Source organism: Hymenobacter monticola, from assembly GCF_022811645.1.
Classification (GTDB): domain Bacteria; phylum Bacteroidota; class Bacteroidia; order Cytophagales; family Hymenobacteraceae; genus Hymenobacter; species Hymenobacter monticola.
On record NZ_CP094534.1, the window covers coordinates 293807 to 318643 of the forward strand.

Consider the following 24837-nt stretch of genomic DNA (forward strand, 5'->3'; position numbering starts at 1 on the left):
ATGGCACTGTAAAACCACTGTACAAGAAGACATTCCGCTTAGCGGGCCGCTAGCCTGTGCAGCAGGCAGCCAGCAAAAGGGGCGTGGGCACGGCGCCTTCTCCACAGCTCAGATACCGGCCGTGGTGAAGCCCAGCACCGCCGCATCTTCTCCCTCTCCCAGGTAAAACGAGGCCTCGGCCGCCGCCATTTCGTACCGCACAGTGATGTCGGTTTCGAAGGCCACGAAGTACTCGCACAGCAAGGCCAGGGCACTGGCCTGCCAGGTGCCGCTCAGGTAGCCTTCCAGCTCGGCCACGCTCAGGCCGTGCAGGCTGATTTCGAGCGCGGGCAGGGTTTCCTGGTAGTCGCCGCCCAGCGTCAGGTCGCGGCCCAGTTCCAGGTTGCCCAGGGTGTGGCCGGTGGCGGGGCTGCCGGCCGCGCCGGGCTCGGTGGGCAGCGGGTGCCGCAAGGGGGCCACCATGCGCAGCCGCACCGGCAGGCCCAGCACGCTCTCGAAGCACTGCTGCGTGCGCGCCAAATCGCCCACAATGCCGTGCGCCAGCGGCAGCAGATACAGCAGGTTGGTGAGCGGCTCGGGAGGCAGGTTGGCGTCGGCTATGCCCCAGAACCGGGCCATGGCGTGGTTGTACCAGCGGGCCGACAGGTTGGTGAAGTAGTGCCGCTCCTGCTGCTCGATGCGCACGCGGCTGCGAAAGAATTCCTGCTCGAAGGGCAGGAAGAACTGGCGGGTGGCTTTTTCCTTGCGGCGCTGCACCCGGATGTCTTCCACCATGGTGCGCACGCCGGGCGGGCCGTCGGTGCCGCTGCCGGGCTGGTGAAACACCTGCTGCGGCAGCGCGTCGTAGAGCCCTTCGCGGTGCATTTCGAGCACGGTGCGCACCACGGGGCGGTGTCCGCGCTCAAAGGTTTCGTCGCGCACGGTGCCCAGGTCGCGCCGGTAGCGGCGGGCAAACAGTCCCACGGGCTGCACCAGAAAATCGTCGAATGCATACCCGTAGTCCAGCAGCTCGGCTAGGATGACCTCCAGGCGCAGGTCGAACGGCTGGCGGCGCAAGCTGGCCAGCAGCGCGTGAACGGATGTGGTGTCAGGCATTGGTAAGGAAGTGAAAAGGACCGGGCGAAGATAGGAAATGTCCTTTCTAGCCCTTGCGTGTAGCCATTAGCGGATGAGCTTCGTACGAGAGTAAGCCGGTGGCCGACGTTGGCGCCGCCATAAAATTTGACGTACTTTGGGCACTTGCCAAGCACGGGAACGGCAGGCTCAACGACCCTTCCCGTGCGTGTTCCTTTCCACATGCTTCCCGACCCTTCTTCTCAGGCCCGTGGGGCCGCCAACAGTGCGTTATCCAACCTCAGCTCGCGGGTGCAGGGCAGCAAGGTTTTTTTGAGTGTATTTTTCTACGTGCTGGGCACGGTGCTCGCGTTTGGGCTGCTGGGGCTGGCGGCGGTGCGCAGCCCCTGGGGCTTCCCCCCCACCCTGGGCCTGCTCATGCTGGCGCTGGCGCTGCTGGGCTGGCTCTACGCAGCCCAACTGCCCAACTGGCTGAGCTGGCTCAGCGCCGAGCGCCGCGGCCCCATGGCCCTCACGCTGGTGCTCACGGCGGCGCTGGGGGCGGGCGCCATCCTAGCGCTGCGCTGGGTGCCGTGGGCCCGCAACTACCTGCCGCCGGCAGGCTTCACGGCGGCCGTAATACCGTTTTTGCTGCCTTATTTCTTTTGGGAATCGTATCGGGCCTGGCTGGCTATTCCGCACCGGCGCTACAAGCTGTGGCACTACAACCCTTTGGCGCCCAGCCCCGACCTGTCGCGCATGGACCTCAACAATTTCATGGTGGTGCACTTCTGGATGACGCGCCGCTTCGGCGAGGCCCTCTACCACGACTTTTCGTCGAAGGCGCCCTACCAGATGCGGCTGAGCGACCTGTTCGCCATCTTCCTCTCCGACTATAACCAGCTCAAGCCCGACCAGGCCTTGCAGTACCTCGACAACCAGGGCCAAGCATTTGGCTGGCTGTTTTACGCCAAGCAGCCCTGGTGGCGCCGCCGCAAGTACTACGACCCCGACTTCACTTTTCAGGACAACTTCCTGCGCCAGGGCAGCATCATTGTGGCCCAGCGCGTGCCGGCCACGCCCGCCGAGCCCCGGCCCGAATAAGGCCATTTACTTCCCGGGCTGCTCCTTTATTCCTTTCCCTTCTCTTTTGCGCTTATGCTTCCTGAAATTACGCACTACCCGGTGAACTGGGTGGACGGGATGAAAATAGCCCGCCGCCATTTTGCCGAGGCAGACCATTTCACTACCGACCACCTGCGCGATGCCACGGCGTTGCACCTGCGCCCCGACTACTACGGCCTGCTGCCCACCAGCAACGAGCTGGGCAGCCCGGCCTTCGAGCTGCTGCTGAGCGTGGATGCGCAAAACGAAGTGCAGGCCCGCCTCACGCAGTGCCGGGCCGTCACGGCCGGCGGGGTGCGCATCGAGATTACGGCCACCAGCACGCCCCTCAGCGCCCGCACCAACCTAGTGCAGCTGCTGAACACGTTTGGCTTGCCCGCCACCGAAGGGCTGCGCTTCAGCGTGATGCTCACGGTGAACCCCTTTGAGCGGGTGCCCACCGGCACGCCCTCGCCCGACGAGCTGCCGCCCCGCCACCCCTACACCCGCCCGGCCTACGCCCTCAGCTTCGTGCCCACGCAGCAGCTGAACAGCACGTTTGGCGGGGCCTTCGCCCTGCCGGTGGGCGAGCTGCTGCTCACCGAAGGCGAGCTGCGCCCCGTGAGCCACTTCATTCCGCCGAGCACGGCCCTGGCCAGCCACCCGGCGCTGCTACAGGCCCTGCACCAGATTGATTTCCAGCTCAATGAGCTGGAAACCGACGCGTTCAAGATTATTCACAAGGTGAAGCTGCGCACCGACAAGCGCAGCCACCTGGCCGACCTGGTGCGCGAGCTGGCCGAGCGCACGGCCTTTGCCCTGGCCCAGCAGCTCACCACACTGCGCCTGATGGCGGCGGCCCAGCCGCCTATCTACTTCCTCGACGCGCTGCTGCGCGTGGCCAAGCAGTTCAAAACTTCGCTCGACAGCCTCACCGAAGCCGAGCGCGAGGAACTGCTCAAGTACTTTGAGCAATGGTCGGAAACGCTGCCCGCCACGCTGCTTTCGGCCCTGCAAACGGCCGTCACGCTCAGCTACAACCACCAACTGGTGCACGAGCACCTGCGCCAGCAGCAGTATCTGTGGCAGCTGATTGGCAGCATTTTCCGGCAACTCAGCCAGCTGGAGTACATTGGCAAAAACAAGGAGGGCTGGCAGACCTTCATCAACGAAAACCCGGTGGCCGGGTCGGGCCCGGCTCTGGCTCCCGAGCCGGAAAACCGCCCCAGCAGCCCGGTGCGCTGGAATCCTTTTACTTAAGAAGCTGCCGCCCGCTCTTCCCCACCCGCCCGCATGAAACCCCTCAACCAACCCGAACGTCGCACCCGGCTGTGGCAGTTTTCGTTGCTTTACCTCCTGGCGCTGCTCGTGCCGCTGGGGGCCTCGTACTATCTGTTTTCCAACTCCAGCATTGCCGACGAAAATGCCCGACTCAAGCGCGAGCTCGACCAGACCCACCAGGAGCAAGCCCTGCTTACCACCCGGCTCGATACGCTGACCCAGCACCTGCAGCGCATCGACGGCATCGACCTGCGCATGATGGCCGAATCGAACCCCAACGTGCGCAGCGTGCTCTTGCTCAAAAACCAAGACTACAACAACGCCATTGCCGCCCGCCTGAGCGAGCTGCGCAACGACACGGCCCGGATGCAGGTGCCGGCGCACCGCCTAGTGGCCCGCAACGTGCTGCGCGATTTCGACATCTACCGCTCGACCCGCAACTCCATCGACGTGCTGCGGCAGGAAGTAACTAAATCCGGCGAGGGCGCCCGGGGCAGCGAGCGGCTGGTTTCGGAGCTGGCCACCGCCAAGCAGGAAGCCTCGTCGGCCAAGCAGCAGGTGGTGACGCTGCAGGCGGCGCTGGCGGCCGCGTCGGCCCGGGGCGGCGGAGGTGGCGGGGGCGGCGCTCCCGTAGTGGCGCCCCCCAGCAACAACGCAAAGCTTCAGATTGAGCTTCTGCGCGACCAGGTGGCTTTTGCCGAAGCCGATTGCCAGCGCCAGCGCGCCCTCGACCACAAGCCCCGCAGCAAGGAGCGCCGCCAGCTGCTGGAGAGCTCCCGCACGGCCTTTATTCAGATTCTGCAAGACCCCGCCACCGACGACCTCAAGCAGAGCATCGAGCAAACCCTGGCGCCCATCAACGTGGAGCTGGGCCGGGAGCCGCGCTTCTTCGGGCTGCTGCGCTAAGCCAGCACCAAGCTCAGCAACAGCCGTCTAATTCTCGTCGAAGAGTTGCACCTGGGTTTTTAGCAGGGGAATCTGCTGCCGCTCGTTGCGCAGCGTGAGGGTGCCTTTCTTGAAATCCTTGCTTACGTCGACGAACAACGTAATCGGACTTTGTGGATTGGCGCGGCTCAATTGCTCGAAGGCGGCCATTGTTTCGGCTTCGTCAACGGGGTTGAGCCGCACCTGGTAGCGGGCGCCGTGTTCGGCTTGCCCGTAGAGGTGCAGCTTGCAGGGCACCGGCTTCGGGCTGGCGGCTAACAGCTGCTGCCGGTAGGGGCCCAGGTCACGGCTGAGCGGGTCGCGCGTGCGCTCGGCATTCACATAGCTCACACTGTATTTATACAGGGTCATGGGCTGGCTGATTTCAATTTTCCAGGGATAGCGGCGTAGATACTCGTCCCAAGTTCCGGCGCCGGTGCCAGCGGCTGTTTGTTGTTGCGCACCAGGCGGCATCTGCGCCTGCACCTCCTGCAGCAGCTTCGCGCGGTTGGCGGGGCCGTAGAACTCCTTGAAATCTACGTTGGCCGGGTGGCCCTGGAAGCGGCCGATGAGCGTCTGGTTAGTACCACCGAGCCAGAGCACCACCCCGCCCTTCGGAATGGTGCACACAACCAACATATTATAAGTAGCCGGACGCTGTTTTTCCATGTCCCAGTAGCCTTGTTGCAGCAGCTCGTGAATTTTAGCTTGCGGCAGCGCAAAATCGCCTTCGTAAAACTTGTCTTCGGCGTAGGAAAACCATAGCATTCGCAGGTGCGTGGGCGCCGGCTGCTGCTCGTCGCCCACGGCCCAACGCGTGCCCGACGCGCCCCAGCTGCCTTCCAGCAGGTGGCCCGTCGGCACCGGAAAGGTGCGGCCGTCGGGGCGCACGAACTCGCCCGCGTGGATGGTGACAAAGTAGCCGTCGGCGGTGCAGGGCGCGGCCGAGAGCGAAAACAAGTCGGTGGCGGAAGCAGGCAGGGCGGGGACTTTCTGGGCTTTGGCCCCGGCTGGAGCCAAGCCGGGGAGCAGCAGAAGCAGGCGCACAAGCAGGTTCATAGACAAGGGTGTACGCACGCCGCCCTACTCCTGGCTCAACGCGTCAACCTTCGTTTTGGCCAAGGGAATCTGTTTGGCTTCGTTTTGCAGCGTCATCGTGGCTTTTTGAAACGGCTTGTCGAGCGTGAAAAGCAGGGTAAGGGGGCTAGTCGGGCTGGCCGCGGAAAGCGGACAATCTCTCGGCCTCGTCGTAAGCAGCAAAAAAAGTACTACGCAGGAATACTCGATTAGCACCTCAACCCTAATTTGAACCAAAGAATTTACCCGTTATTCGGCGGCAAAGATTTCAGGGGTTGTCTTGGTCAGTGGCAGTTGCTTCAAGCCATTGTCCAGTACCAGTTGTACTTTCCGCACGGGTTTGTCTAGCTCCACCCGCAGCGTGATGGGGGCTTGGGCATCGGCTTGGTGCAATGCTTCAAAGGCGGCCATCGTCTCGGCTTCGTCGAAGGCCACCACCCGGATTTCGTAGCGTTGCCCGGCTTCGGTTTCCACGAACAGGTCCAAGTCGCGCGGAACGGCTTTGGGACTGGGCTCAAGAATGCCCCGGGCATACTGGGCCATATCGCGCGTGGCGGGATAGTTGGTGCGTTCGGCGTTGAGGTAGTCTAGCCCGTAGTTGTAAAGCTTCAACGGTTGGTTGAAGGCCAGCTTCCAAGGGTAGACGCGCAGGTAGTCTTCCCACTTCTTGGCGCTGATGGTGCCCGCGCGGATTTGCTGCTGCACGGCCGACGGCAGCTCGGCCCGTTCTTCCTGCAGTATCTCGGCGTGCTCCTGCGCGCTTTGGTTCGGAAACCGGCTGGTGGTTTCCTGGGCCTGAAAACGGCCGATTAGCACCTTGTTTTTGCCGCCGGCCAGCCACACCACGGCCATGCCCTTAACGCCCACCAGCACGGTTAGCTCATCGTAGGTTTGCTGCTGCTGTTCCTCCGTATTCCAGAAGCCGGTTTTCAGCAAGTTGTAGATGCGCTGCTGGGGCAGGAGGAAATGCCCGGCGTAGAATTTGTCCTCCGTGGTGGAGTACCACACCAGCGACAGGCTGTCGGGGGCCGGCTGTTCGGCGTCGCCCACGGCCCAGGAAATGCTGGAGCTCTCCCAGCTGCTGATGAGGCGGTGGCCCGAAGGCACGGGAAACGTTTCGCCGTCGGAGCGGTGAAACAGGCCCTCGAAAATCACCATCTGATAACCGTCGGGCGCGGCCGGGCTGGCCGACAGCTTGAACTTCTCGGTTTTGTAGTCGCTCATAGTAGAGTGCTGGCACGCAGAAAACGCCCAAGTGCCCGCCAAGAGCCCCCCGAGCAAGAATAAGATGGAATAAGACCGGCGGGCCCAGGCGCGGCCGGCTGGCGAGTGCGGCGGGTGCAGGCTAGCCATCGGTGTCGCGGATGATGCGCCGTTTGGGCAGGCCGTCGACGTATCGGGCGCCTTTGCCAATGGAACCACTGGCCGAGCGGTGCAAGTATTTATTGCGCAGCCATTTTATCTGCGGCACGGTCACGCCCAGGCTGCGGGCGCCGTCGTGCTGCAACGCGAAGTTCAGCAGCTCGGCTTGCACGGGCTTCAGGTCATCGGGCACCGTCACCCGGATTTGGCGTTGCGGGTCGGTCCGGGAAAAGGCGGGCTTGCCGTAAAAGCTCTGCTTTTCAGCCAGCGCTATCATGATGGCCAGCGGGATAAACTGGTAGTTGTACGGAACGGTGCGCAAGCCCACCTCGCGGTCGACCTGGTACGAAGTGCCGCCGTAGCCGTAGGGCGTGGCAATGTAGCGGGTTTCCTTCCAGTGCTTGATGTCTTTTTCGCGGCCGTCGGGCCCCGCGTACCAGCCTTGGTCAATGAGCCATTTTCGCTCCTTGGCGTCGCCCAGCTTGCGTTCTTCTTTCTCCACCTCGGCGTAGCCCCCACCAATGTCGGAGTGCGCACCGGGCATGCGCAGCTCAAAGCCTTTGCCGGCCTGCACGGTGCTGCCAATGGTGGTGAGGGCAAAATTGCTGCGGTATTCGTCGCCAGCGGTGAGGTGCACGGCCTTGCGCACCGTGCCCCCCATGGCCAAATCCAGCTCCGACACGTCGTTGTTGAAGTTGTGGTAGCCCAGGTTGTCGGCAATGGGGTGGCCTTCCTGAAACGAAGAAACCGTGTCGAACAGCCCCACAAACCGGAAGACGATGTCGTTGGGGTCTTCTATTTTGAGGCTCTTGCCCAGCGTGGTGCGGAAGATTTGGAACCGGTGCAGGTTGGTTTTGCGCGACACAAAGTGCCGCGCCGCCGCCGCCCCGCGGCTGAAGCCGTACACGTCGATGACGACGCGCTCGATGTATTCATTTTTTTTCAGCGGCAGTTTTTTCAGTCGCTCGGTGAGCAGGCCAATGCCCTTGATGACCCGCTCGATGACGCCCGTGAAGCCTGAGCCAAAGGCGTAGCCCTGCATGTCGTCGCCGCGGTCGTTGATGGTGCCAATGCCCTCCACGTAGATGGAAACCTGGCGCTTGTTGGCGTCAATGTTCTTGTTGAGAAACTCCAGAATGGCCACGTTGGAGTAGTAATTGGCGTAGCTGTTGTCTGCTTCGCCGTAGCGCTTGTAGATGGCGGCCGCCTGGGCGCTGGGGCGGGCGGCCCCCACGCCGGTGCGGCGCTCGGTGTTGTTGCGGTTGTTCAGGGTGCCGTCGAAAAACACAGCGGCTTCCACGGTTACGCCGGTTCGGTTGGGCCGCTCGGGGGCCTTGCCCACTACCATTTTATCGACGCCCACGCGCTGGGCGGCAAGCATGCTGGAATAGGGGGTAATCATGGGGCGGGTAGTTGGTGAGCAAAAAGGAGACGGGGCTACGCGGGGCCGGCCGAATTAAGCCGGATTGAAAAGCAGCGGGCACAGGCTCATGCTGGCCGTGCGCACGCCTTCGGCCTGGGGCGGCGGCGGCGGCAAGGGCACCGATATCTGCAAGGTGCTCACGATGCTCACCGTGCCGCCCAGCGCGCACTTGATGGTGCTTTTCTCGAGCAGGGGGTGGCAGCCGGGCGCCACCAGGCTCACCTTGTCGAAGTAGTCCTGCCACATCAGCAGCATGGGCACGCAGGGAAGGTTGTTCTTCATCATGCACGTGCCGAACGGCATGAACAGCTTGTCGAGGGTGGTGGCCACCGTCTTGCCCTGCAGGTGCACCGTCTGGTTGGCCACCACTTGCAACATGCTGGGCAGGGAGCCCTTGTCGCAGCGGCACACGGCGTTGTTGCACACGTATTCTTGTCCGGTTTGGCTCATGATGCAGGCAGTTGCTCAAAACGTAAAAAATATTCTTTGCTGTACGCCGCCCCGGCCCGGCAAATCACCGACGCCTCCACCGTCACGGGCCAGCCCGTATCCGGGTTCAGGTCGAAGGAGGCTTCGTAGGTGCCGCTCAGGGCAAACGGGGCGGTGGGCGGGGCGGTGAGGCCGGCCGCGGTAAAAGCGGCGTCTACCTGCCGGGCCACAGTGTCCAAATCGGTGCGTTGGGCATCCAGATTTCCACTGGCCCGCAGCCGGGCTTGCCCCGCGGCCGTGGGCTCCGCCACCTCCAAACGCTCCCGGAACCACAGGCTGGTGTCGGTAAAAAACAGCGGGAATTCCCGGGCTTGTTCGTAGTAGAAACCGCTCTCGAAGCGCTGCTGGTACAAATCGGGCCACAGGAAGGCGAAAGCATAGTCGTGGCGGAGCGAAGCCAGCAGGGCATCGGGCCGCTCCAGCTGGGCGCCCACTGATTGCAGCAGTACCTGCGTCACTTCGTCCTCGCCCCCCGACCGTCGGATTAGCTCTGCCTGCACCTCGGCCCAGGTTTTCAACACCTCGGCGTGGTTGCGCAGCGAAAGCAGCTGCCCGGCGGGCGTGGCGTCTATCTCGAGGCGTTGGTAGAGAGAAGCCAGCAGCAGCAAGGCCTTTTCCAGGGCCGTGAGGCTGGGTTTTTGCAGTACGGGCGGCGCGGTTTCGTACGTTAGAACAGCTTGTTCCAAGGCCGCCGGTTGCGCTTTCCAATGCAGGGTGATGGTTTTGTCGATGGTGGTGCGCTTCACCGCGCCCGCGCAACGCTCCTCCCAAAACGAAACCAGCGCATACCGCAGCCCCTCCGGCGGCGTGGCCTGCCGCCGCAGCTGCACCGGCTTCTGTAGCTGCCGGGGTCGGGCGTGCGAAATAGCTTCTCGCAAGCCTTCCGCCGCCTTTTCAGGCGCGGCACGACGTCCGGCCTCAGGTAAGGAATGATGTTGTACCATAGCAGAAAATGTGCGTCACCGGTCCGCCGCCAAGCAGCGCCCCGACTACTCCCCACAACGAGCGAAACGTTAGCCAGGGTTGTTCAGCTTCACGTCTTGGCCGCTTACCTTGACCACCGCCGAAGAAGTAATTTCGACATTGCTAGCGGCTTGAATGGTCAGTTTCTTACTGGCCGATTCTACGGTAACGTCGTCCGTTACGGCCGTTAGCAGCAGTTCCTTGTGCGCCTGCAACGTGACGTTTTCCTCCTGCGTGGCCACGTTGATGTTCTTCTTGGCTTCAATTGAAATGCTGTCGCCGGCCCGCATGGTGATGTCCTTCTTGGCTTCAATTGAAATGCTGTCGCCGGAATTAATCGTTATCGGGCCGTTGGATTTGATTTCAATGCTGCCGTCGCCCTTGAAACTAAGCTTGATGGCCGTGTTCTTGTTGTTGGAGTTGGAGAGCAGGATGCTTTGCGCCCCGGCCACCTCGCTCATCACAAACTTGTTGCCGCCCGAAGTCTGCATCCCCTTGAGGTTGTTATTCGGCGGGCTGTAGGACTTGCCTTGCTTGTTTTGGGGGTGGAACAGGTTGCCCAGTGCCACCGGGAACTCGGCCAGGCCGTGCTCGTAGCCGATGAGCACCTGCGAGCCCACTTCGGGCGTGAACATCTGCCCTTTGCCATCGCCGCTATACGGCGTGCTCACGCGCAGCCACGCCGACTCGGCGTCGGCCGGCTGGGCCACGGGCCAGTAATAGCGCACCCGCACGCGGCCCAAGCGGCGTGGGTCGTCCAGGTCGATGACTTCGGCCAGCTCGGGCTGGGCGTCGGAGGCGGCGTAGAGGGGGTTGGGCGGGGGGGCCGGGGCCGCGTCGGGCATGGCCTCGAAGTGGTTGGTGTAGTTGCCGTCGCCGTCTACCTCGTGGCGCACGGCCAGCACCCGGAACTTGCCGTAGGCCGCGCCGGCCGCGTCCTGCACGTCGAGCACGCAGCCGGGCACGGTGTCGAAGGCTTCGCCGCTGCCTTCCAGGCTCACCTGGTTGCCGGCGCGCTTGGCGGCCAGCCCGTCCAAGGCGCGCTGCAGCTGGGCCTGGTCGTTGTGCTGGGCGCCGGCCTGCAGGCGGTGGGGCTGGGTGAACAGCTCGTCGGATTTCTGCACGGCAAACTGCCCGAACGGGTGGCCCCCCGCGGGGGCCGCCGCCTTGCCTTTGAGCGGCGCGTGGGTGCGGTAGTTGTAGTGGGCGCCTTCGGTTTTGCCCGGCTGCAGGTGCATCGAGAGCGTGAACACCTGCGCGCTGTTGCTCCGGAACGGAATGGTCTTGCCCGCGCCCCGGCCCAGCTGCAGGGTGGTGCCGTCGTAGTACAGCCACTCGCCCTGCTGCGCGGCCAAGCGGCTCAGGAAGTTGAAGTTGGTTTCGTTGTACTGCACCACGTAGGGCAGCACGTCATTGCCCTGGGCTTTGAGCTGCTTCTGGAGCGGGTTGCCGGGGTAGTCGCCAAGCACCTGCTGGAAGATGGCCTGCAGCGTTTTTTTCACAAACGTGCGGTTCTGGGTGCCGTCTTCCAGCAGGAAAGTGGGGCTGTAGCCGCTGATGTGGTAGTAGTTCACCAAATCGGCATCGGTCTGGATGCTGATGTTGGTGATGATGCCTTTGAACTCGAACGAGCGGCCCGCATCGGCTTGCGCGCCACTGGTCCAGCCAATGGTGATGCCTTTGCCGCTCAGCTGCTCGTGGGCCTGCGAAAACAGCGTTTCGGGCTTGATACCTAAGGCCTTGCCTAAGGCTTCGAACGAGAAGTCGAGCGCGAACGAATGGTGCGTGAGCACGTGCTGGCTTAGCGTGAGCTTGTTGTAGTCGGCCAGGGCAGTGCCGCCTTCAACATGCACGCTAACGTTTACCGGATAAGACATGCGGCAAGGAAAGGGTGGAAAGGAGTAGTTGTAAAAGTAACCCAATTAACCATACTTCGTTACGTAACCCACGCCTTCTAAGGTTGAAGCCCCCGCATCTTGTTCGGCTAAAGGGGCGACGGCCCGCCAACAAATTCAGCGCGCGGCGCTGTATCTTGTTCTGAAACTACTGCTTCGCCCATGAATCCAGGATTTCAAGAGGGCCGCCGGCCCCGCGCCAATGCCGTGGCCTCGCTGGCCAGCACGGGCCATGTGAGCCCGCTGGGCCGCCGCCCCGGCGCGGGCACCGTGCAGCACGCCCACCAGGCGGCAGCTGGCCGGCCGGGGCCCCGGCCCATGTCGGCCCGGCAAACGGCCAGCGTCAACGCCGCTCAGAGCCGCGTCAAGCGCTCGGTCAACCAGTTGGTGCAACTCACCAAGGAGGAAGCCTGGCGCCAGGAATCGGACGCGCGGCTGCGGCGCCAGATGGAGGCGCTGCCTTACGCGAAGTACAACGCCAATAAAATAGACCCGCGCGCCAAAACCGACGTGGTGGACGCCTACGGCAACCCCATGGGGCAGGAGCGCTACGTGGTGGGCCAGCTATGGGTATTTGCCAGCACCGTGAACGATGCCTACGGCACGCGCAGGTATTGGGTATACAACACGCACACGAAAGTGCTGGTATCCTTCGAGCCGGAATACGGTATTGAGGCCAAAAGCCGCACCTACATGTCGGAAAAGGCGCAATTCCAGAACATGGCGGCCGGCACCGGCGTGGTGGGCGGCTACATGGAAAAGGGCTTTCTGGGCATCAGCGCGGGCATGCTTACGGGCGGCCTGCTGTACGAAGTGGGCGCCCTGGTGCCGGTGGCCACGGCCGTGCGGGCCTACGCGGTGAAAGCGGCGGAGGGTGCCGGCACCCGCGTACTGGTTGACCTGACCACGCAGTTTGGCGTGGGCGCCGTGACAGGCAAAGGCTCGTGGAGCCAGCGCGCCCAGGCGTCGTTTATGGACATCAACTGGATGTCGACGCTCGGCGCCGCGGCCGTGAATGCGGAAGGCCTGAAGTGGTACGCCAAGCTGCTGGTGGCCTTTGGCTCGGCGGCGGGCACCAACGCGTACACCGTCAAATTCAACAACCAGGAAAAATATAAGGGCTTTGGCCACCTGGTGAACCTGAACGACGCCAAAGAAACCAAAGACTTCGTCATCAATATCATTGCCGGCACTGTGTTCGACCAGGTGAAGGAATACGGAGCCCCGATAATGGAAAAAGTCATGCGGACGCCCAACACGATGGGCATGCTGACGGCCCTGCGCCACCACCGCGTGATGCCCACGCCCAACCTGAAACTGGTTGACCAAAGCATGGTGGCGTCCCTGAGCTTCCACATCGGGGCCACGCTCGAAACGATTAAGAAAACCGTAGAAAATTATTACGCCGACGAGGACGAAAAAGAAAAGGCCGCGAAAGCAGCGGCTAAGAGAGCAGCCCTGCAAAAGGTGGCACCCAAGTCACTGAAAAAATGAGCCTGTTTGTCTGGATGCAGAAGTATTTGGTTTACATCGTGGTCATTGTTTGCCTGGCGGGCGGCTGGTATGGCATGCGCGCCAAGCAGGCCATGCACACCCGCCCCCGCTACACCATCGGCTATCTCACCGGCGGCATCTACCGGCCCAAAAGCGGCAAAAGCTACAGTTACTACTACCTCGTGAACGGCAAAAAATACGAGGCCACCGACATCAGCGAAACGGGCATGAATACCGAAAATGGGGCACGCTTTGTGGTCGAGTTTGACCGGCTGGACCCCGAAGTCAGCACCGGCCATTTCACGCTCGCCGTGCCCGACAGCATTCAGAGCAGCCCCCCTGGCGGCTGGGAGGTATCGCCGATTCCCCTGCCGGCCCGGTAGCCCGGCTAGGGCTAGGCAAAAGCGGTGCCGCCAGGGCTTGCACCCGCTATTTCGTCGAGCCACAGGCCTCACGCAGCCGAAAACCACACGCTGGCTTCCCCTCGCTGCCACTCCGCCGCCCAAGCATTTTTAGCAATAATGAAACAACGCCTGCTCTTCTTTCTGCCGTTGCTAGCGGCCTGCTCGTCGCCCACCTCGCCCCCCGGCGAAGTATCACAGGCTACTGCGCCCGCGCCGGAAGCCGCCAGCCCCGCTCCTAACGCCATAGTAGATGCCCAGAACGGCTACGGCGGCCACCACCTTGGCGACTCGCTGGGCAGCATCACCGACGTGCAGCTGCAGCTGGTGCCGCGGCCCTTGCCCGCCACCATGTACACCATTCCCAGCCACAGGCTGCGCCTCGACACGGTACCCGTTAATGGCATCAGCTACGAGTTTTGGAAAGATAAACTTTACCGCATCGACTTCAACTCCAAGCGCCCCGGCTTGCTCGCGGCGGGCAAGCGCCTCTACGGCGAGGGCGTGCAGGTGAGCCCCACCGAATACCGGTGGCCGGGCACGCATGCCTCGGCCAGCTACTCCGAAAACGGCGAGTGGACCTACCTGCGCATCTTCGACAACCGGGCCGCCGCGCAGGTTGATTCGGCAACGGCAGCCGCCACGCCTGGCCCTGAATAGGCAGCTGTTTCAAAAAGCAGGCGACAGCGCGCTAGCGCGTCTGCACCCATGCGCTGTCCTTCTCGGTGATGCCCAGCATGAGTTTGGCGGCCGAAATGTGCAATACGCATTGGTAAGCGCCCGCCGTGTTGGAGCCCGCTACGAAAATCTCATCATAGGCCACGCAGAAGCCGTCCTCAAACGTGAGGACTTCGCGGGCAATGGGCCGGTCGGTTTGCTGAAAGGTGAGGTAGCCGCTGTGCTTTTTGTGCGGGTCGGTGGCCCAGGCCAGCAGTTGGTCGCCGTCGGGCACGTCGAGGTGCAGGGTGATGAGGCCGCTGCGCACCTTGGCCGACACCCGGCCCCGCTCGCTGGTGGTTTGGCTAAACTCGTAGGCGCAGTGCACCACCGGATAATCCTGGCCGGCCAGGGAGAGTATGCAGCGAAAAGATGCCATAAAAGGAACCGGGCAGCCCCGGCGAGCTAAGGATTAAGCGGGCCACTTGTTGTCGAGCGTCACCTCGCCACTGCTGAGCCGGTTAGCCGACAGCGTGAGCGTCATGGTCATGCCCATTTCCGAAGCCGAGCCGTCGAATTGCTTGCCCAGGCCCACACAGTAGGCATCCTCGAAGCGGATGGTTTTGCGGCGCGAAAGGCGGTTATGGGCCGCAAACACCACAATTTCCCCACTCATTCTTTTGGTATCGTCCAGGGCCCAGTGGTGCAGCGCCTCGTCGGGCTCCGAATCCAACTCGACCTGCAGCCGGCCGCCCTGCACGCGGGCGTCGGGACGGCCCACCACGTCGGTGTTTTGCTGCACGCCCCAGCTAAAGCGCCGGACGGAATACTGTTTGTTGTTGACGATGAGCGCGGCGCTGAACGACATAAGGGTAGCAGTGAGTGGACGCGTAAACCAGAGAACCAACAAGTCAGCCCCTGGCTTAGGATACGATGGAAGGAAAATAAAGATAGAAGAAAGCGCCAACTCCGCAGGCGCTTTGATGCCGCCGGCCACTTCCGGCCCCGGCCCCCACCCGCATTGCCCCAGCCTTGGAGGCAGGGAAAATTTGCGGCCGCCGACGGCCATAGTGGCCGGAAAACCGTTTATTTGGCCAAACAAAGCAGCCAGCTTCGGCATTTGCCTGGCCACCTGCGTTCGCACTGCCGTATCGTTTTGTATGAGTGCCACCTACTACCGTCTGCCGCTCGATTTGGAAGGGATTCTGGAGCGCCGCCAGCTGCCGCGCTGCTCGGTGCAGGAATCCATTGCCCAGCACCTGTACCTGATGCTCACCACCCACTTCGGCGAGTCGCGCTACGAGCCCGAATTCGGCTGCCAGGTGTGGGAGCAGGACTTTGAAGCTATGACCACCATGCGCTGGAAGGACAGCGTGCAGAAATCCGTAGAGCAAGCCATTCGAGAGTTTGAGCCCCGCCTGGTGCGCGCCCAGGCCCAGGTGGCGGTGATGGATTTTGAGCTCAAAAACGTCAACCAGCGCATTCGCAAACGGCTGGAAGTAACCATCAACGCCGCCCTGCACCGCACCGACGAGCCCTTTGCCTTTCAGGCCAGCCTGTTTGTGGCGCCGCTCTCAGTCGATTAGCTGATTCCTTCTACTCCCCGTTTTTTCACGCCTTCCGGTTCTTTCCCGTGCTGCCTCCGCCGTCTTTCCCCACGCCCGCCGCCACCGATTTCAGCAAAGCCAGCATTAAGAGCCGCCTCACCCGCCAGGCGGCCGAGCTGTGGGGCTACGGCGAGGCCGACCTCGACGGCTTCGACCCGCTGGTGCACGTGCTGCTCGAAGCCTGCGCCGTGGAATTTGAGAAAATTGGCCAAGAGCTGCACAGCACGCAGGACCGGCTGGTGGAGCGCCTGGCCACCCTGCTGAACCCCGACGTGGTGGACGCCCCGCACCCGGCCCACGCCGTGGCGCAGGCCCGCGCCCGCGAGGCGCTGGTGCAGCTGCCCAACGACGCGCAGTTTGTGTTTGCGCCGCCCACCGTGGGCCGCCAGGCCGCCGGCCAGGAACTGTTTTTTTCGCCGCTGCAAGGCACGCGCCTCGTGAGCGGGGCCGTGCGCTGCCTGGCCACCGATGCCACCGTGTGGCAGGTGGAAGCCAACGGCCAGAAGCGCGTGGTGGCCCAGGCCGCCAGCCCCGCCCCCACCGAGCACCGCCGCCTCTGGATAGGCCTGAGCCTCCCGGCCGAAGGCGTCAAAATCAGCGACCTGACGTTTTACTTCGACTGGCTGAACGAGCCGCGTCGGGCCGCCTACGCCGCCTTTTTGCCTGGCGAGCAGTGGCTGCTGGGCCGCTATGAATTGCAAGCCAGCCAGGGCCTGCCCGAGCCGCCCGCCGGCGTTGGCGCCCCGGCCGGCTCCCTCAACGGGGAGTATGATTTCCTGCAGCGCGTAGAGCAGCAGGTGCGGGAGCTGTACGCACCGGCCTTTGTGCAGCTGAGCGGCCCGGCAAGCGCGCTGGCAGCCTACGCGCCCCGCCCCTACCCTGCCGAGCTGGCCGATTCCTTTCAGGCTGCCACCGAGCTGCAGGGCCTCACGCAGCCGCTGACGTGGCTGGAAGTGCGCTTTGCCCACGCCCTGCCGCCCGAGGCGTTCGAGCAGCTGGTGTGTGCCCTCAATTGCTTCCCGGTGCTCAACCGGCGCCTGCACAAGGTGCTGTTTCGGCTGCAGCCGGCCCTCAACCTGTTTCCGCTGGTGAGCGAGGAGCCGTTTCTGGCCATTCGCGACGTCTACAGTCTCAGCAACGTGGCTTACCGCCCCACCACCCTCAGTGACCTGAGCGAGGGCGCCACCGATACCTACACGCTGCGCACCCACGGCGTGGGCCGCTTCGACACCCGCACCGGCCGCGAAGCCCTGCGCGAGCTGCTGGAGCTGCTGCGCGACGAAAGCAGCGCCTTCACGGCCGCCGGCACCGATTTTGTGGGCTCTATCCTGCGCGAGCTCGACCAGAACCTGGCCCGTCTTGAGGAGCGCCTCGACCGCACGCGCGCCGCCGAGCAGCCGGTGCCTTACGTGCTGTTACGCCCCAAAAACGTGAACGACAGCGTATACCTCGAATACTGGTCGAGCAACGGCGAAGCGGCCAACCGCCTGGCTGCCGGCAGCCAGCTGCGCATCCACGACGGCCATTTTATTGACGAAGTGCGCCTGCTCACCACCACCAGCGGCGGGCGCGAGCGGCCCCGCCCCGAGGAACGCACCCACGCCCTGCGCCGCAACCTGCTGGCCCGCAACCGCCTCGTGACCCTGGCCGATATTAAGGCCGCCTGCTGGGCCGAGCTGGGCCCGCAGCTGGCCGCCGTGCACGTCGAAAAGGCTTTCCAGACCGGGAGCACGCCCACGGCGGGCTTTGTGCGCTGCATCCGGGTGATGCTCACGCCGGCCGAGCCCACCCGCCTAAGCGCGCCCGAGTGGCAGCGCGCCAGCCAAGAGCTGCACACGGTGCTATCGGGCCAGTCGGCCCTGAACATGCCGTACGAGGTGGTGGTGAAAACGGCGGGTTGAGGTAATAAACCGGTGGCTACAAGCAAATAGCTTGTAGCCACCGGTTTATCTGTCACAGAACTAAAAATTGCAAATCAGGCATCTGCGGGAGCGATGGCGCTGGCCGGCTCAGCAGGAGCTGCGGTGGCCATGGCCTCATCGGTAGCGTCGGTTTGCGTAGTAGTCCACGTCACGGCGTCGCTGCCTTCGGGTTTGTCCAGGGTGAGCACGGTGCCGGGCCGGGCTTCGCCGCTGATGATGAGCCGCGAGATGGGCCGCCGCAGTTGCTGCCGAATCACGCCGGTGATGGGCCGCGCCCCGTACTTGGGCGTGAAGCCCGACAAGGCCAGGTGCTGCCGGGCCTCGGGGCTGAGCGTGAGCGTGATGCCCTGCCGCCGCAGCTGCTCGGTGAGGGGGCGCAGGTGAATGTCGAAAATGCGGCCCACGTTTTCTTCCGAGATGGGGGCAAAGGGCACGATTTCGGTGAGGCGCGCCAGAAACTCGGGCCGGAAAAAGCGGGCCATGGTTTCCATCAGGTCGGTGGAGGCGGGCACGTTGCCGGCCGCGAAAGACGCCGCAATCTGCTCCGAGCCAATGTTGGAGGTGAATAGAATCACGGCGTTGGAGAAATCGCCCTCGCGGCCCAGCCGGTCGCTGAGCCGGCCCTCGTCCAGAATTTGCAGGAAGATGTCGAACACCGACGGGTGGGCCTTCTCAATCTCGTCAAACAGCACCACCGCGTAGGGCTTCTCCCGGATTTTATTTACCAGCAGGCCGCCCTCCTCATAGCCCACGTAGCCGGGAGGCGCCCCGTAGAGCAGCGCGGCCGAGTGCTCCTCCTTGAACTCCGACATGTCGAAGCGAATGAGGAAGGACTCGTCGTTGAACAGAAAATCGGCCAAGGCCTTGGCCAGCTCGGTTTTGCCGGTACCGGTAGGCCCCAGCAAAAAGAACGAGCCAATGGGCTGTCCGGCCTTGGTGAGGCCCGAGCGCGACTCCAGAATGGCCGCGCACATGGCCTTCACGGCGTAGTCCTGGCCCACCACGCGCTTCTGCAGAATCTGGTCCATGCGCAGCAGCTTTTCGCGCTCGTTGCTTTGCAGCTTGCCCAGCGGGATGCCGGTTTTGCCCGACACGATGGCCGCGATGTCCTGCTTCTCCACGCTGGTTTTCTTGGTATCGGCCAGGCCCAGCACCGCCGTCAGAATCTCGCGCAGGTAGGTTTCCAGCTCGGCGCTGGTTTCCAGGGTTTCGGGCTGCTGCTCGTTCTCCAGCTGGTTGAGCCAGAGCTGGCTCACCTGGCTTTGCACCTGGTACAGAAACCAGCGTAGCTCGCGCAGGTAGTCGGCTTCTTCCAGCTCCTCGCGGCGCGCAGCCAGGGCCTCAAACTCGGTTTGCAGCTGCGTGAGGCCGGCCACCGCCTGCTCGTCCAGCATTCGGATGGCGGCCATGGTTCGGTCCACCAGGTCGATGGCCGAATCGGGAAGCTGCCGGTCTTTCAGGTAGCGCTTGGCCAAGCGCACGGCCTCGCCAATGGTGCCCTCGCCGATGAGCAGGTCGTGGTGGGTGGCGTAGATGGGCAGCACGCGCTCCAGCATGCGCTCCGCCACCACCATCGTGGGCTCCTCCACCCGCACGATGTCGAAGCGACGGTTGAATGCCTCGTCCTTTTCAATGTACTGCCGGTACTCGTCGTTGGTCGTAGCGCCGATTACCGTGAGTTCCCCGCGGGCCAGCTCCGGTTTCAGCAGCTGCGCAATGCCGCTGCCGGCGCTGCCCTTGGGGTCGAGCAGCACGTGGATTTCATCAATGAATAAGATGGCGCGGGTGTATTGCTTGATTTCGGTGAGGACCTTTTTGATGCGGTCTTCCACCTCGCCTTTGTAAGAGGCGCCGGCCACCAGCGTGCCCAGGTCCAGCTCAAACAGCGTCACCTCGCGCAAATGCACCGGCACCAGCCCTTGCGCAATCTGCTGGGCAAAGCCCTCCACCAGCGCCGACTTACCCACGCCCGGCTCGCCGATGAGCAGCACGTTGGGCTTGGTGCGCCGGCCCAGAATCTCGGCCATGAGCCGCACTTCGCGGTCGCGCCCCACAATGGGGTCGAGCTGGCCCGCGCGGGCCTGGGCGGTTTTGTCGGTGCAGTACGTGGCAATGGCGCCGCCCTTGCCGCCGGCAGCGGCGGCCGGTTTGGCGCTGGCAGCATTATTGTCGTCGGTTTCGGTGGCCGCCGGGGCCGGCATTTCGGCCTGGGCCGCGTCCAGCACCTCCTTTTGGGTGAGCGGGAAAGATTTCAGCTGCTCGGCCGTGAAGGCCAGGCCCGGCCGGAGCAGGGCGGCCAGCGCCGCCAGCGGGTCGGTTTGGTCGCGCGAGAGCTGCAGGGCCACCAAATCGGCCATTTCCAGCACCTGCTGCACCCCAGGGTCGGGGGTGGGCATTTCGGGTGGGCGGGCGGCCTTGGGCTGGTCTTCGAGGCGCACCTCGGCCCACTCACGCAAGTAATGGATGTCCTTATCCAACACGGCCACCAGCCAGGAGGCCAAGCCTATCTCGTTGTGCAGCAACGCCGTGAGCAAGTGCGGAGCCGCGTAGTATTGCTGACGGTATTCGTGGGCCACGGCCTGGGCGATGTGCAGGCTGCGTTTCAGATTGTCGGAGTACGCCATAGAAGCGGGAAAGGGGACGAGAAGTGGAAAGGAAGAAAAAACCGGCGGGCCTAAAGCCAGAGGGGCGCGCCCGTATTGGTTGGGTGGTGCTGGCCTTGGGTGGGCAAGGTGCATACGCCCCGCCGTAGGCCCTGGTTTAAGCCGCCGTAGCAGTGTTATGTAATTGTTTTGTTCTACATTAGCCCAACTCAAGTGCGGACCTGGCCGTAACGCTAACGGAAGCCCTACTTCAGTTGAAAACCTTCATTGGCTGGTTGCTGCGTTTTACCCCGCGCGTAACCACACCTCCTTCCCTTCCTCCCATGTACTCCTACGGAATTGGCGGCCAAGAGCGCAAGCTCGACAATGCATCCGAAGCCATCTCGGATATCCCCCTCAACCGCACGCTGCTCGTACAAAAGCTCACCACCAACGCGCCCCTGCGGCCGGTGGTGGTAGAGGGGCTCAAAACCCCCGAAGCGGTATTCGCGCACTTCAAGCCCGAAGTAGCCGTCGAGTTCGAAAACGCCCAGGGCGGCACCGTGGCCGAAAAGCTGCATTTCGCGTCGTTGGGCGACTTTGGCAAGAAGGGCATCATCAACCAGAGCAACTTTCTGCAGGGCCTGGCCTCGGAAACCGACGATATGCAAAAGCTGCTGCGGCAGCTCAAGTCGAACAAGATTCTGAAAACGGCCCTCGAGAACCCCGAAACCAAAGCCGCTTTCCTCGCCGCCATTCAGGCCATGATGGATGAGCTAGAATAAGCCCAGGCATCCTTTCCTTTTTATTGCCGCATAGCGAACCTACCTATGGCTCCCGAACAGCAAGACACCGCTGCCAATTACCGTGCCCGTGAGGGTGCCGCGCCCAGCCTGGAACAAAGCACCCAGGCGCTCCTGAAAGTGGGCGGTTTCGACTTGCTCGAAACCACCATCGACGGGGCTTCAAACCTGAATCCGGAGAAGAAGGCCCGGAAAAAAATCTTCCTTTCCGAAGAAAACAAGAAAGCCGACCGCGCGCAGCTCAAGAAGCGCCTGGCGCTGTGGCACTCGCTGCTCAGCGAGGCCGATACCGTGGCCGATGCCATTGAAAAAGGCTCGCAGCGCGTGGAAGACACGCAGCAGCAACTGACGGACAACCTGAAAACGGCCGTGGAGGCCACCCACGAGTTGGAGCAGGCTTACCGCTCGGTGGCGCTGTTTTTCCGCAACACCGACCAGGATGAGGTGAAAAACGTGTCCATCCTCAACGCCGACAAAGACCAGCTGAAAGACCTGGACAACACCACCTTCGTGGATGCCGTGGCCGACGAGCTGGAACAGAACTACGACCGCCTCGACCTGCGCGACAACTACTCCCTGCTGGTGGTGCCCGGCTACCTGGGCTCCAACAAAGTGGTGGACAAGTGGGCCAAAATTGCCCACAAAAACAAGGTGATGCTCGTGACCGACTTTGAGCATTACGACACCCCCGAGGACGTCATCGAGCTGTTCGACGAGGCCAACCTGACGGGCGCCGAGCCCCACAAGGCCAACGTGGTGATGGCTGCCAACTGGCTGGTGGGCCGGGGCAAGATTGAGGAAATCGGGGAAGAGGAAGACATGTTCGTGCCGCCTTCGTCGGCGCTGGCAGGCCGCATCTATTCCACGCTGGCGTCGCAGGTCACGGCCGGCCGCAAGCACGGCACCCTGAACGAGGTGGAAGGCGTCAAGTTTCCCCTGCGCAAGAGCGAAATCGCCAACATGGAGAAAATCGGCCTGGTGCCGATGGTGAACGAGTACGGCCGCGTGATGGCTTTCTCGGCCAAAACGCTCTTCAACGGCGACAACATCGGCCTGCAGACCTACTCCGTGGTGCGCGTGTTCGACTACGTGACCAAGGTGCTGATTGACTTCCTCAACCGCCGCGCCTTCGAGAACTGGGACCACAACATGCGCATGGACATTCAGAACCAGATTGTGCGCTTCCTCGACGGCATCGCGGGCCCGGGCAAACTGATTGAAAAATTCTCCATCAAGAAATTCGAGCGCGACCCCGACCAAAAAGACCGCATCAACCTCGATATTCACATGGTGCCTTATTTCCCGGCCAAAACCTTCCTGGTGTCGCTGGATGGCACAAAAGGCGACGACCCGGACAACCCCGGCCGCGACTGGAGCGCCGAATATGCTCAACAATAATGCCCTGAGTGGGCACTTATTTCCCCTTTCCCCTTGTCTTTCAGAGACTACTCCTGATTGCCTCGGTTGAATAACCGATATTTTTTTGCCTTTCCTTTTTTTTCACCAACAACCAAATTTACCCTATGGCCTCTTTCAGTGCTGTTTTTGACGCTGCTGGCAGCGAAAATTGCGAAGTAGTTAGCTGCAGCTACTCCTTCAACCAGACCACCGATGACAAGGGTCGCCCTTCGTCTGTTGTGCAAGGCGGTACCATCAAGGTGACCATTGTGTCGACTGATAGCGTGAAGCTCATCAGCTGGATGCTGGACCCCTACAAACGGGCCGATGGCAAAATCGTGTTCAAGCGCGGTGACCAGGATTCGAAAATGAAGGAGATTTCCTTCAAGGAAGCCTACTGCGTGGGCTACAGCGAAAGCTTTGATGCCCGGGGCGGCGAAACGCAGGCTTCGATGCTTCTGAGCCTGGTCATCTCGGCCAACAAGATTGATGTCAATGGCGCATCGCTCGATAACAAGTGGGTATAACCCCCAATAAATAGATTTGGAAAGCCCCGCCGGTGATACCGGCGGGGCTTTTTTTATGAAATAGCCCCGGCGTGTGGGTGTTTTCCTGCTTCTGATTTTGAGTGTGGTGAGCTATTACCAGGTCCGGAGGCAATGCACCTACGCTTGAGGCCGCAACCGGTCGACACTGACAGCCCAATGCCAACTGCGCTTTCGAAGCTTCTTTCGGTTTACCGTTTTTCCTTCAGCCCCGTCACCAGCCGCTGCATGGCGTGCTGCCGGAAGGGCGAGGGCGAATCGAGGCCCGTAGTGAAATTGTAGCGCACCATCACGATGTCCAGATTCCGAAAACGGTCCAGATACGACGGCACGGCCCGAAACAGCGCCAGCACCTCGTAGCTCTCATACACCAGAAAGGTGCGGCGCTGGCTGCCGTGAAACAGCCGCTCTTTTTTGGCCAGGTCGAAGTAGCCGGTGAGCGGCGAGGAGTTGAAGGCGAATACCTTTTCGATGCGCGGGCAGGTGTAGCCGGCGTGCTGGGCCAGCCCGCCGCCCAGCGAGTGCCCCGCCGCCATGATGCGCGCCCGGCCCCCATAAGCCGCATCGAGCCGGGCCACCACGGCGGGCGTGAGGGCGCGGGCTTGCTCGTACTGGTCCCACAGGGCGGGCCAGTTGGTAACGGGCCGCGTGTTAGCCACCCAGTCGGCAAACTCCAGGTAGTTGGTGCCCCGAAACACCAGCACCGCCAGCGGCCGGGCGCCGGGCCGCTGCTGCACCCACACGTCGTACACCATGCCGCCCAGCCGATGCTGCCGCGCCGGAGTGGCCAAGGTGTCGGTGAACGGAAACGGCTGCCAGCCGCGCCGGGCCAGTTCGCGCCGCTCCACGGCGTACTTGGCGGTGTCCTGGCGGTAGTTGGGGCGGTGGTTGGTCGTTTTTACGCCCGAATAGACGATGGCGCTGAGCATGGCCATGTCGCTTACCAGCTGGTAGTCGGCATCTTTTAAACGGGGCGTGAGTTGGCCCTGCGCCAGCTCGGCCGGAGTGCGGTGGTATTGCTGGCCTTTGATGCTGACCACCGCGTCATCGGGCCGCTGGCAGGTGGCAAGGAACGGCATTAGAAACAGCCAGCCCGGAAACCAGGCCCCGGCCCTTCGTTTTGAAAACCGCATGCGCATAAGGAAGCTGCCGGGCAGGTTAATGGCCTTCACCGGCTGGCGGGGGTGTGGGCGCGCCGGCAGGTACCACGAAAGTAGCAGTGGCTCGTTTCCTCAAAAGGCCCGAGTCGTTGTCTTAGCCCGCGGTTAGCTTCGGGCCGAGGATGCGGCAACCGTTGGCCACGTGAATTTTCTGCGCGTCGTCGAGCGTGGCGGTGGGCGGCAGGGCCGCCAGCTGCTTGAACAGCATTTCGGTGCCGGCGCTTGGGTGCGTCATGAACACCATGCGGCCCGTGTCGCTCAGCGTGAGGAAGGCGTGGGGGATGTTGCGCGGCAGGAAAATCAAATCGCCGACGCGCAGCGTGAACTTCTCCTCCCCTACTTGCACCAAGAATTCGCCTTCGGTGATGTAGAACTCCTCGTCCTGCTCGTAGTGCACGTGCAGGGGCGGGCCGTCGTGCTTGCGGTAGGCGCCCGAGAACATGGCCAGCTGCCCGTCGGTGTCCTTGCCCGACACTTTCAAATACAAGTCAAAGCCCATCATGTGGTAATGCTCGGCGGCGCGGGCATCGGCGTGCCGCACCACGAAGGGCTTTTTCTGGGCCGCCGGGGCCGCGCCCAGCGTGTGATGAGGAGAGAGGGCCATACCAATTGCCGTAGCTGAAAGAGTTTTGAGGGCCGCGCGGCGCGATGCTGTATCCATGGCGTGTACTGAAATAGCGAATTATTTCAGCAAACC

At 62.7% G+C, this 24837-nt stretch carries 23 protein-coding genes; 11 read left to right on the forward strand and 12 right to left on the reverse strand.

The annotated features are described in order from the left end of the window. Positions 1-108 precede the first annotated feature (108 nt). Positions 109-1095: a type VI secretion system baseplate subunit TssG gene (locus MTP16_RS01325; protein ID WP_243515209.1), complete on the reverse strand. Its 987-nt coding sequence runs from the start codon at positions 1093-1095 to the stop codon at positions 109-111. A 201-nt stretch (positions 1096-1296) separates the two neighbouring features. On the opposite strand from MTP16_RS01325, the gene MTP16_RS01330 reads away from it, so the two are divergent. The 3 genes from MTP16_RS01330 to MTP16_RS01340 are packed head-to-tail and all read left to right on the forward strand — an operon-like array spanning position 1297 to position 4344. Then, positions 1297-2157, forward strand: a complete 861-nt coding sequence (locus MTP16_RS01330) for a TssN family type VI secretion system protein (protein WP_243515211.1) — start codon at positions 1297-1299, stop codon at positions 2155-2157. A gap of 54 nt (positions 2158-2211) precedes the next feature. Continuing rightward, the gene (locus MTP16_RS01335) at positions 2212-3417 is read left to right on the forward strand and encodes a hypothetical protein (protein ID WP_243515213.1); all 1206 of its coding nucleotides are present in this window, start codon (positions 2212-2214) and stop codon (positions 3415-3417) included. Between the two features lie 33 nt (positions 3418-3450). Further along, complete coding sequence (locus MTP16_RS01340) at positions 3451-4344, forward strand: hypothetical protein (protein ID WP_243515216.1); 894 nt, start codon at positions 3451-3453, stop codon at positions 4342-4344. 27 nt (positions 4345-4371) lie between these two features. Here MTP16_RS01340 and MTP16_RS01345 read toward each other — a convergent pair whose 3' ends face one another. The 6 genes from MTP16_RS01345 to MTP16_RS01370 all read right to left on the reverse strand — a co-directional run bounded on the left by MTP16_RS01345 (position 4372) and on the right by MTP16_RS01370 (position 11553). After that, positions 4372-5421 (reverse strand): DUF2931 family protein, encoded by a 1050-nt coding sequence (locus MTP16_RS01345; protein WP_243515219.1) that lies wholly within the window; start codon positions 5419-5421, stop codon positions 4372-4374. A 267-nt stretch (positions 5422-5688) separates the two neighbouring features. After that, positions 5689-6663 (reverse strand): DUF2931 family protein, encoded by a 975-nt coding sequence (locus tag MTP16_RS01350; protein WP_243515222.1) that lies wholly within the window; start codon positions 6661-6663, stop codon positions 5689-5691. 121 nt (positions 6664-6784) lie between these two features. Next, a complete protein-coding gene (locus MTP16_RS01355) occupies positions 6785-8203 on the reverse strand; it encodes a T6SS phospholipase effector Tle1-like catalytic domain-containing protein (protein ID WP_243515225.1) in 1419 nt (472 codons plus the stop codon). Positions 8204-8257: 54 nt separating this feature from the next. Further along, entirely contained in the window at positions 8258-8674 is a 417-nt protein-coding gene (locus MTP16_RS01360; protein WP_243515227.1) for a DUF4280 domain-containing protein, read from the reverse strand. Further along, positions 8671-9657 (reverse strand): hypothetical protein, encoded by a 987-nt coding sequence (locus tag MTP16_RS01365; RefSeq protein ID WP_243515231.1) that lies wholly within the window; start codon positions 9655-9657, stop codon positions 8671-8673. Before MTP16_RS01365 ends, MTP16_RS01360 begins: the two co-directional genes overlap by 4 nt. Before the next feature lie 69 nt (positions 9658-9726). Continuing rightward, the gene (locus MTP16_RS01370) at positions 9727-11553 is read right to left on the reverse strand and encodes a type VI secretion system Vgr family protein (protein ID WP_243515233.1); all 1827 of its coding nucleotides are present in this window, start codon (positions 11551-11553) and stop codon (positions 9727-9729) included. Between the two features lie 180 nt (positions 11554-11733). On the opposite strand from MTP16_RS01370, the gene MTP16_RS01375 reads away from it, so the two are divergent. The 3 genes from MTP16_RS01375 (at position 11734) to MTP16_RS01385 (ending at position 14126) form a co-directional block, all read left to right on the forward strand. Continuing rightward, positions 11734-13065 (forward strand): hypothetical protein, encoded by a 1332-nt coding sequence (locus MTP16_RS01375; RefSeq protein ID WP_243515237.1) that lies wholly within the window; start codon positions 11734-11736, stop codon positions 13063-13065. Beyond that, positions 13062-13448, forward strand: a complete 387-nt coding sequence (locus MTP16_RS01380) for a hypothetical protein (protein ID WP_243515240.1) — start codon at positions 13062-13064, stop codon at positions 13446-13448. The genes MTP16_RS01375 and MTP16_RS01380 overlap by 4 nt, the downstream gene beginning before the upstream one ends. 138 nt (positions 13449-13586) lie before the next feature. After that, positions 13587-14126 carry a hypothetical protein gene (locus tag MTP16_RS01385; protein WP_243515242.1) on the forward strand — a complete coding sequence of 180 codons (540 nt, stop codon included), beginning with the start codon at positions 13587-13589 and terminating at the stop codon, positions 14124-14126. Positions 14127-14157: 31 nt separating this feature from the next. Here MTP16_RS01385 and tssD (MTP16_RS01390) read toward each other — a convergent pair whose 3' ends face one another. Continuing rightward, positions 14158-14562, reverse strand: coding sequence for a type VI secretion system tube protein TssD (tssD, locus tag MTP16_RS01390; RefSeq protein ID WP_243515245.1), 405 nt, complete (start codon positions 14560-14562; stop codon positions 14158-14160). A gap of 33 nt (positions 14563-14595) precedes the next feature. Next, positions 14596-14991, reverse strand: a complete 396-nt coding sequence (gene tssD / locus MTP16_RS01395; protein WP_243515248.1) for a type VI secretion system tube protein TssD — start codon at positions 14989-14991, stop codon at positions 14596-14598. A 292-nt stretch (positions 14992-15283) separates the two neighbouring features. Here tssD (MTP16_RS01395) and MTP16_RS01400 point away from each other — a divergent pair, with 292 nt between their 5' ends. Continuing rightward, a complete protein-coding gene (locus tag MTP16_RS01400) occupies positions 15284-15709 on the forward strand; it encodes a GPW/gp25 family protein (protein ID WP_243515251.1) in 426 nt (141 codons plus the stop codon). 47 nt (positions 15710-15756) lie between these two features. Further along, positions 15757-17631, forward strand: coding sequence for a type VI secretion system baseplate subunit TssF (locus tag MTP16_RS01405; RefSeq protein ID WP_243515253.1), 1875 nt, complete (start codon positions 15757-15759; stop codon positions 17629-17631). A gap of 74 nt (positions 17632-17705) precedes the next feature. Here MTP16_RS01405 and MTP16_RS01410 read toward each other — a convergent pair whose 3' ends face one another. Further along, positions 17706-20276, reverse strand: a complete 2571-nt coding sequence (locus MTP16_RS01410) for an ATP-dependent Clp protease ATP-binding subunit (protein ID WP_243515255.1) — start codon at positions 20274-20276, stop codon at positions 17706-17708. Between the two features lie 302 nt (positions 20277-20578). Here MTP16_RS01410 and MTP16_RS01415 point away from each other — a divergent pair, with 302 nt between their 5' ends. From MTP16_RS01415 to tssD (MTP16_RS01425), 3 genes are all read left to right on the forward strand, one after another. Then, complete coding sequence (locus MTP16_RS01415; RefSeq protein WP_243515257.1) at positions 20579-21019, forward strand: hypothetical protein; 441 nt, start codon at positions 20579-20581, stop codon at positions 21017-21019. A 45-nt stretch (positions 21020-21064) separates the two neighbouring features. Continuing rightward, the gene (locus MTP16_RS01420) at positions 21065-22435 is read left to right on the forward strand and encodes a DUF5458 family protein (protein ID WP_243515260.1); all 1371 of its coding nucleotides are present in this window, start codon (positions 21065-21067) and stop codon (positions 22433-22435) included. Positions 22436-22560: 125 nt separating this feature from the next. Continuing rightward, positions 22561-22962, forward strand: coding sequence for a type VI secretion system tube protein TssD (tssD, locus tag MTP16_RS01425; protein ID WP_243515261.1), 402 nt, complete (start codon positions 22561-22563; stop codon positions 22960-22962). Positions 22963-23171: 209 nt separating this feature from the next. Here tssD (MTP16_RS01425) and MTP16_RS01430 read toward each other — a convergent pair whose 3' ends face one another. Both MTP16_RS01430 and MTP16_RS01435 read right to left on the reverse strand, forming a co-directional pair. Further along, the gene (locus MTP16_RS01430) at positions 23172-24059 is read right to left on the reverse strand and encodes a lipase family protein (protein WP_243515262.1); all 888 of its coding nucleotides are present in this window, start codon (positions 24057-24059) and stop codon (positions 23172-23174) included. A gap of 175 nt (positions 24060-24234) precedes the next feature. Further along, positions 24235-24744, reverse strand: a complete 510-nt coding sequence (locus MTP16_RS01435; RefSeq protein WP_243515263.1) for a cupin domain-containing protein — start codon at positions 24742-24744, stop codon at positions 24235-24237. Positions 24745-24837: the final 93 nt, after the last annotated feature.

Bases quoted from the DNA above. Each gene is read 5' to 3' on its own strand.
- MTP16_RS01325 (WP_243515209.1), bottom strand. From the start codon at position 1,095: ATGCCTGACACCACATCCGTTCACGCGCTGCTGGCCAGCTTGCGCCGC.
- MTP16_RS01330 (WP_243515211.1), top strand. From the start codon at position 1,297: ATGCTTCCCGACCCTTCTTCTCAGGCCCGTGGGGCCGCCAACAGTGCG.
- MTP16_RS01335 (WP_243515213.1), top strand. From the start codon at position 2,212: ATGCTTCCTGAAATTACGCACTACCCGGTGAACTGGGTGGACGGGATG.
- MTP16_RS01340 (WP_243515216.1), top strand. From the start codon at position 3,451: ATGAAACCCCTCAACCAACCCGAACGTCGCACCCGGCTGTGGCAGTTT.
- MTP16_RS01345 (WP_243515219.1), bottom strand. From the start codon at position 5,421: ATGAACCTGCTTGTGCGCCTGCTTCTGCTGCTCCCCGGCTTGGCTCCA.
- MTP16_RS01350 (WP_243515222.1), bottom strand. From the start codon at position 6,663: ATGAGCGACTACAAAACCGAGAAGTTCAAGCTGTCGGCCAGCCCGGCC.
- MTP16_RS01355 (WP_243515225.1), bottom strand. From the start codon at position 8,203: ATGATTACCCCCTATTCCAGCATGCTTGCCGCCCAGCGCGTGGGCGTC.
- MTP16_RS01360 (WP_243515227.1), bottom strand. From the start codon at position 8,674: ATGAGCCAAACCGGACAAGAATACGTGTGCAACAACGCCGTGTGCCGC.
- MTP16_RS01365 (WP_243515231.1), bottom strand. From the start codon at position 9,657: ATGGTACAACATCATTCCTTACCTGAGGCCGGACGTCGTGCCGCGCCT.
- MTP16_RS01370 (WP_243515233.1), bottom strand. From the start codon at position 11,553: ATGTCTTATCCGGTAAACGTTAGCGTGCATGTTGAAGGCGGCACTGCC.
- MTP16_RS01375 (WP_243515237.1), top strand. From the start codon at position 11,734: ATGAATCCAGGATTTCAAGAGGGCCGCCGGCCCCGCGCCAATGCCGTG.
- MTP16_RS01380 (WP_243515240.1), top strand. From the start codon at position 13,062: ATGAGCCTGTTTGTCTGGATGCAGAAGTATTTGGTTTACATCGTGGTC.
- MTP16_RS01385 (WP_243515242.1), top strand. From the start codon at position 13,587: ATGAAACAACGCCTGCTCTTCTTTCTGCCGTTGCTAGCGGCCTGCTCG.
- tssD (WP_243515245.1), bottom strand. From the start codon at position 14,562: ATGGCATCTTTTCGCTGCATACTCTCCCTGGCCGGCCAGGATTATCCG.
- tssD (WP_243515248.1), bottom strand. From the start codon at position 14,991: ATGTCGTTCAGCGCCGCGCTCATCGTCAACAACAAACAGTATTCCGTC.
- MTP16_RS01400 (WP_243515251.1), top strand. From the start codon at position 15,284: ATGAGTGCCACCTACTACCGTCTGCCGCTCGATTTGGAAGGGATTCTG.
- MTP16_RS01410 (WP_243515255.1), bottom strand. From the start codon at position 20,276: ATGGCGTACTCCGACAATCTGAAACGCAGCCTGCACATCGCCCAGGCC.
- MTP16_RS01415 (WP_243515257.1), top strand. From the start codon at position 20,579: ATGTACTCCTACGGAATTGGCGGCCAAGAGCGCAAGCTCGACAATGCA.
- MTP16_RS01420 (WP_243515260.1), top strand. From the start codon at position 21,065: ATGGCTCCCGAACAGCAAGACACCGCTGCCAATTACCGTGCCCGTGAG.
- tssD (WP_243515261.1), top strand. From the start codon at position 22,561: ATGGCCTCTTTCAGTGCTGTTTTTGACGCTGCTGGCAGCGAAAATTGC.
- MTP16_RS01430 (WP_243515262.1), bottom strand. From the start codon at position 24,059: ATGCCGTTCCTTGCCACCTGCCAGCGGCCCGATGACGCGGTGGTCAGC.
- MTP16_RS01435 (WP_243515263.1), bottom strand. From the start codon at position 24,744: ATGGCCCTCTCTCCTCATCACACGCTGGGCGCGGCCCCGGCGGCCCAG.